Genomic DNA, 5589 nt, shown 5'->3' on the forward strand with positions numbered 1-5589 from the left:
CCTCGACCCGCTCGGCCAGTCCGTCAGGCTCCGACACCAGGGCACGAGCAGCGAGGATGCGCTCAAGGAAGGCGAGCATCTCGGGGTGGTCGCGGACCACGATCTGAGCGACCGCCTCGTCGTGACCCAGGGCGGGAAGGCCGCACCGACACATCGAGTAGTCGTTGACGTTCTCGGTGAAGGTGCAGCCGCCGAGGATGACCGCGAGTTCAATGCGCTCTGCCTCCGTCAGCGCTGCTGGTGTCGTGCTGGACGGGGCGGCGCGGTCCATGGCATCGGCGGCGAGTACGTCGGCGTACGTGACTTCGTCCGCGCTCAGGTCGCATCGGAAGCAACCCGGCACCCGGGTGGCGTGGTCGTGGGCGACCTGGGCTCCACCGTTGTGGTGGGCGTTGATCTGTTCCAGGAGCTCACGGTGCTTGGTCTGGCGGGTCGGGGGGATGATGGCCCCGGGGAACAGGTTCTGGAGCTCGTCCTTGGTCGGCTCGGGGCCGGGTGTGGTGGCTTCGTGGGTGGTGGACATCAGACGAGCTCCTCTGCGACGACGGAGTAGCCGCTGGTGGTGGTGATCAGGTCGAGACTGCGGAGGCGGCCCATGGCGTTGCGGAATCCGCCGCCGGTCGGTTCGTAGCTGCTCGTGGTGCGGGCGGCGATCTCGTCGGTGGTGAGTTCGCCGGGCCAGGCGTCGACGAGGACGGCGAGGATCTCCTTGGCGGCCTTGGGGAGGTTCCGGGAGTGGTGCTCGACGAGTGCGGGGCCGGTGGGGAGCGGGTCGACGGGGCCGAGGGCGGCGAGTCCGGCTTTGGTGGCTTCGATGAGGTCGCCCTTCTCGATGTAGCCGCTGGTGCGGAGGCTTCCGAGGGCGTTGCGGAATCCGCCGCCGCCGGCGGAGTATCCGGCCCGGATGGCGACCTTGACCTTCGTCAGTGGGCCGGCTTGGGCGACGACGGTCAGGATCGATCGTTCGGCCTTGGACAGCGCCTTGGTGTCGTCGGTCGGGTGGGGCCGGGGTCGGGGAGCAGCGGGCTTCGCTGCGAGGGCGTCGCTTCCGGCGTTGGGTGTTCTGCTCACGGTGTTGCCCGGTCGGGGAGACGCGGCTCGGCCCAGTGCGGGTGGTGCGTGGTGTCCGGCCGGCTGGGCGTTCAGGATCGCGAGTGCGTCGGTGATCCGGTTCAGCTGCTTGGACAGGGGTGCGAGGACCTCGGTCAGGTCCTCGACGATGGAGGTCGGGAGGACCGGGATGTTGACCGTGTTGACGACTGGTTCAGGGGTGAGCGCCCGGGCGATCTCCAGTGCCTCGGTCAGTCGGCGGACCTCGGCGCGCAGGGTCTTGGGGTTGTCGGCCTTGGCCTTCTCGACGGTGGATTCGATCTGTTCGCCCAGGGCGGCGATGTCGATCGGGGACATCCGCTGCGGGACGATCCGCTTCTGGCCGGGTTTGGGGGTCGCGGAGGAGTCGAAGGTGTGGCGGGCCCGGATCTGGACCTTCTCGAGGATGTTCAACCAGCCGGGGGACCAGACCCATGCTGTGCCGACGGGCAGGGACGGCAGGGATGCCTTGACGGCCTTGGCCTGGTCTTCGTCGGCGTGGAGCTTGACCCATTCGTCGATCGCGGCAACGTCGCGGGGTCCGGTCATCCCGAGGGCGATCAGGACTTCGGCCTGGGTAAGGACGTCCTTGTGGAGCACGGCGGGGCGCTGGGTGATGAGGGTGACGCCGATCCCGCGGGCTCGGCCACGGCGTACGAGGTCCTCCATCGCACCGAGGAGGCGGAGGCCGTCGGCCTGGGCGCGTTGGGGTGCGAAGGCGTCGGCTTCGTCGACGATGACGTGGAGGGCGTCGCGGTTGCGGTGGTAGAGCCGTTCGATGAACGGGGCCATGAACCGGCGCGACGCGGACTTGCTGAACGAGGACAGGTCGAGAACGGCGGGGATCCGCTGGTCGATGATGACGTCGGCCACGAGCTCGCCGGCGGTCTCCTGGAGGGGGACGTCGGCGTGGTCGCCGCCGAAGATCACGAACGGGAGCCCGTCACCGGTCCCGGCCGCGTCGGACCGGATGCCCCACCAGACCCCGATCGGGTCGATCACCACGACGGGCATCCCGGCGGCGATCATCTCCTCGGCCATCACGACCGCGGTGTTCGTCTTCCCCTTGCCGCGCTTCGCGAGGATCGCGAACGTCTCCGTCACGGCCTCGATCGGCAACCCCAGGTCGGGGGCGATCCGCAGGACGTCCTTCGGGGCGCTCACAGCTCCTCCAGCTGCGCGACCGGGGTCGCTGCGATCGCGGCGGCGGCAGCGTTGAACAGCCGCATCGTGGTCTCAGCGATCAGGAGCCGGCCGTCGGGGAGGCGGAGGAGAAGCTCGACGCAGGCGCGGCCATTGTGGGTGGCGTTGGGCAGGACCCCGATGCGTTCGATCTTGGCGGTCTGTCCGTCGATGTTGAGGGGTAGACCGATGTCCTCGAGGTCACGCCAGGGGTCGATGTCGAGGTTCGCGGTGACGTGCAGCGGGATCACGGGGTCGTCACCTCCAGTCGGTAGGCGGGGTTGGGGTCGACGGCGGTGAGGACCAGCGGGGTGACGATGAAGATCACGGCGACGGCGATCACGAGCCAGGTCAGGGCGTCGAACCCGTTCGGGAGGTTGGGTCGGTTGTTCATGCGGGCCACCTAGTCAGGGGTGCGGTCTTCGGGAGGTACAGCGGGTGCCGGGGTTGCCCGTCCTTCGTGATCCCGAGGGACCGGAGGGTGGACGCCGCCCGGGGGAAGCTGAGGAACTGGTCGACGCGGGTCTGTCTGGCGTTCGCACCCCACGCCGCGACGACGACGCTCTGGTCGCGGGTCGCGCGCATCAGCTCGTCGGCGAGGACCTGGTCGTTCTCGGGGCCGACGGGGTCCGGTGCGGTCCAGAGGTCGGCGGGGTTGGTCGCCCGGAGGGCGTAGAGGTTCAGGACCCGGATCCCGGTGTGCCCGAACGACTTCGCGAACCCGATGCACCGCCGGATCGTCGGGTCGTCGGCCTGGGCGTCCGCGGTCGAGGGGTTGAGCATGATCCAGGTCAGGAACCCGGACGGGCGTCCCCACTCCCGGGTGAGCTCGTACCGGTACAGGCCGTCAGCGGAGAGGACCGCGGTCGACCGGTACTCCGTCCCGGCCGGTCCCTCGACCGGGTCGGTCTCGAACAGGGCGGCGTCGGTCATCGGACACCGTCCAGGTGCACGTTCGGTTCGGTGAAGACCGGGGTCAGGTCGTGCCATGCCCCGTCGTGGAACTGCTGGACGACGAGGATCTTGGTGACCCGGGGGTAGGAGGCGGCTGGGTCCTCGCCGCGGTCAAGGCGGAAGAGTCGCCGCCACCGGCCGGCGGCCCGGGACTGGAGGTCACGCTCGCCGCCATCGTCGGCGTTCCGGGAGGTCCGCTCGTGCTCGAGGATGTCGAGGTGTGCCCGTAGGACGGCACTGCGGAGGTCGACGAGGTTGGTGTAGAAGGTCGTCCTGGATCCGCTGCAGTTCGAGGAGGTGGCGTCGGCGACATGGAGCCGGAAGACGCGCTCGGGCTGAGGAGCGGGACTCGGGCCGGGGCGCGGGGGGTTGGTGCTCACGGGGTCTCCTGGTGTCCGGCGACCGCGCAGGCGCAGTCGGTCAGGTGGTCGTAGTCGTCACCGGCGGGCACGACGCCGGTGCAGTTCAGGTGCTTCCCGCCGACGCATTCGGGGCACGGCTTGGCCTCGACGTCGGCGGCGATTGCGTGCTCTCTCATCGGGTCTGTCCCTTCAGCTGGTCGATGACCTGGGTGAGCGCCTTGCGCAGGCACCGGTTGCAGATGTGTCCGGCGTTCCAGGCGCCGTCGATCGCGCGGAGGATCCTGATGCCGACCTGCCGGGACGCGGTGTGGTCCTCGGGTGGGTTCTTCAGCACGACGTCGGTGCGGAACTCGGGCTGCTTCTCCGGGATCTCGACCTCGCGAGTGCAGATGTCGCAGAAGAACCGGGTGGTCATCGGCCGGCCACCTGGTCGGCGAGGAGCACGGTCACGGCGTACGCCGCCCAGACGTCCTTGTGGAACCCGTAGAACCAGCCCGGGTCGGCCTTGGTGCCCTTCCCGTAGTTCGGGGAGCCGGGGGTGAAGCGGTCGACGAGGGCCCGGGTGATGTTGGGATCCTTGGCCTTCGAGTCGTGGCAGTGGTGAAGCTTGACCGCGAGCCGGTAGATCAGGGTGACCGAGACCGTTGGTGCGTAGATCGCGATCAGCTGGGAGAACTTGCCGACCGCTACGCAGGTGTCGAAGACCTCCTTGCCGACGGGCATGCCGTAGGACGCGACCATCTCGATCCCGACGTAGTCGGCCTTGTGGGCGAAGACGGTGAGCCAGTCGATGAGGTCTTCGTTGCGGACCTTCCCGAGCTCGACGGGCTTGCAGGTTTCGGCTTCGATCAGGGTGAACGCGGAGTCGATGTTGCCCGGGTCGATCCCGAGGATCAGGCCGCTCACGCGATCAGCTCGTCGAGGCGATGGAGCCAGAGGATCTCGGCGGTGACTGGGTCGTGGCCGAGGACCTGGACGGGGAGAGGCTCCAAGGCTTCGAGGTCAAGGTCCCACTGGTGTCGTGTCCCGGATAGGAGCTCGGTGCGTTCGGTCAGCAGGATCCGGGCGTCGGCTTCGTGGACCGACTCGGGGATCTCGGGCGGCAGGTCGAACTCTCCCGCGATGACCCGGAGGATCTGGTTCTCCGCGTGGACGAAGTCCGGCATGGACCGCTTCAAGGGACGGATCATGTCCCCGACATATGCCTCTGCGGCGTCGTGGAGTAGCCCCCAGAGCGCATCTTCGGGCGGGACCGCCTGGGAGACCAGGACGCAGTGCTCGGCGACCGAGTAGAACCGGTCGACGTGCCCGTTGTACCGACACTGCAGGGACAGAGAGTGCGCGATGTCGGCGACGTTCAGGTCCTCGGCCCGGGGGGACAGGGGCCAGAACTGGGCGCCGGTGTAGGTCTGCATCCACCCGCCACGGACCCAGTCCAGGTCCTCGGGGGCCGGGGCGCTCATCGGTCGCCGCCCGTCCGGCCGATGAACTGCTGCACGAACGACGGGACCAGGGGCAGGTGGGTGCCGGAGTTGAAGTACCGACCGATCGGACCGGTACGACGCCTGTACTTGCGGACCGGGCGCGGGCGGAGGTCACCGCCGCGGCGGGCGATCTGCCGCCGCACGGCCCGGCCGGGCATGCGGGCCTCGGCCCAGTGCGGGTGCTCGGAGACCGCGGTCCGCAGCGACGACGGTGTCGGTCCGTCGTACGGGGACTCCGCTCCTCGGGTCCACCACGAGACCGAGGTCGGTTTCGTGTCGGTCGGTTTCATGCGGACACCGGCTCGGCGTCGATGAGCTTGTCGAGCAGCGTCAGGGCGAACCCGGACTGGGTGGAAGCGAGCTCGGCGACCTGCTGGCCGATCGCGGGCGGGTTCTCCGCGAGATACTTCGTGACCGCGTCGCGTGCAGCGTCGCGGACCTTCCAGTATCCGGCGGAGCCGTAGGAGAAGTCCTCCCCGGCGGCCACGGCGTCCACGGCGGCCCCGGCGGCCCCGGCG

At 69.2% G+C, this 5589-nt stretch carries 12 protein-coding genes; all 12 read right to left on the reverse strand.

Going from position 1 to position 5589, the window contains the following annotated elements; translation table 11 throughout:
* Positions 1–523 (reverse strand): hypothetical protein (locus EFK50_RS16555; RefSeq protein ID WP_148046208.1); only part of this gene is annotated, 523 nt, incomplete at its 3' end.
* Positions 523–2253, reverse strand: a complete 1731-nt coding sequence (locus tag EFK50_RS16560; RefSeq protein ID WP_123228715.1) for an ATP-binding protein — start codon at positions 2251–2253, stop codon at positions 523–525. The genes EFK50_RS16560 and EFK50_RS16555, both read right to left, overlap by 1 nt.
* Entirely contained in the window at positions 2250–2522 is a 273-nt protein-coding gene (locus tag EFK50_RS16565) for a hypothetical protein (protein ID WP_123228716.1), read from the reverse strand. Before EFK50_RS16565 ends, EFK50_RS16560 begins: the two co-directional genes overlap by 4 nt.
* The gene (locus EFK50_RS22275; RefSeq protein ID WP_183407882.1) at positions 2519–2665 is read right to left on the reverse strand and encodes a hypothetical protein; all 147 of its coding nucleotides are present in this window, start codon (positions 2663–2665) and stop codon (positions 2519–2521) included. The genes EFK50_RS16565 and EFK50_RS22275 overlap by 4 nt, the downstream gene beginning before the upstream one ends.
* Positions 2662–3204 (reverse strand): DUF1643 domain-containing protein, encoded by a 543-nt coding sequence (locus tag EFK50_RS16570; RefSeq protein WP_123228717.1) that lies wholly within the window; start codon positions 3202–3204, stop codon positions 2662–2664. The genes EFK50_RS22275 and EFK50_RS16570 overlap by 4 nt, the downstream gene beginning before the upstream one ends.
* Positions 3201–3605 carry a hypothetical protein gene (locus EFK50_RS16575; protein ID WP_123228718.1) on the reverse strand — a complete coding sequence of 135 codons (405 nt, stop codon included), beginning with the start codon at positions 3603–3605 and terminating at the stop codon, positions 3201–3203. The genes EFK50_RS16570 and EFK50_RS16575 overlap by 4 nt, the downstream gene beginning before the upstream one ends.
* Positions 3602–3763: a hypothetical protein gene (locus EFK50_RS22280; RefSeq protein ID WP_183407883.1), complete on the reverse strand. Its 162-nt coding sequence runs from the start codon at positions 3761–3763 to the stop codon at positions 3602–3604. Before EFK50_RS22280 ends, EFK50_RS16575 begins: the two co-directional genes overlap by 4 nt.
* On the reverse strand, positions 3760–4002 hold the full coding sequence (locus tag EFK50_RS16580) for a hypothetical protein (RefSeq protein ID WP_123228719.1): 243 nt from the start codon (positions 4000–4002) through the stop codon (positions 3760–3762). Before EFK50_RS16580 ends, EFK50_RS22280 begins: the two co-directional genes overlap by 4 nt.
* On the reverse strand, positions 3999–4493 hold the full coding sequence (locus EFK50_RS16585) for a hypothetical protein (protein ID WP_221177453.1): 495 nt from the start codon (positions 4491–4493) through the stop codon (positions 3999–4001). Before EFK50_RS16585 ends, EFK50_RS16580 begins: the two co-directional genes overlap by 4 nt.
* Complete coding sequence (locus EFK50_RS16590) at positions 4490–5050, reverse strand: HD domain-containing protein (RefSeq protein WP_123228720.1); 561 nt, start codon at positions 5048–5050, stop codon at positions 4490–4492. The genes EFK50_RS16585 and EFK50_RS16590 overlap by 4 nt, the downstream gene beginning before the upstream one ends.
* On the reverse strand, positions 5047–5361 hold the full coding sequence (locus EFK50_RS16595; protein ID WP_123228721.1) for a hypothetical protein: 315 nt from the start codon (positions 5359–5361) through the stop codon (positions 5047–5049). Before EFK50_RS16595 ends, EFK50_RS16590 begins: the two co-directional genes overlap by 4 nt.
* Positions 5358–5589 (reverse strand): hypothetical protein (locus EFK50_RS22285; protein ID WP_183407884.1); only part of this gene is annotated, 232 nt, incomplete at its 5' end. The genes EFK50_RS22285 and EFK50_RS16595, both read right to left, overlap by 4 nt.

The organism is Nocardioides marmoriginsengisoli (assembly GCF_003725695.1).
GTDB lineage: Bacteria > Actinomycetota > Actinomycetes > Propionibacteriales > Nocardioidaceae > Marmoricola > Marmoricola marmoriginsengisoli.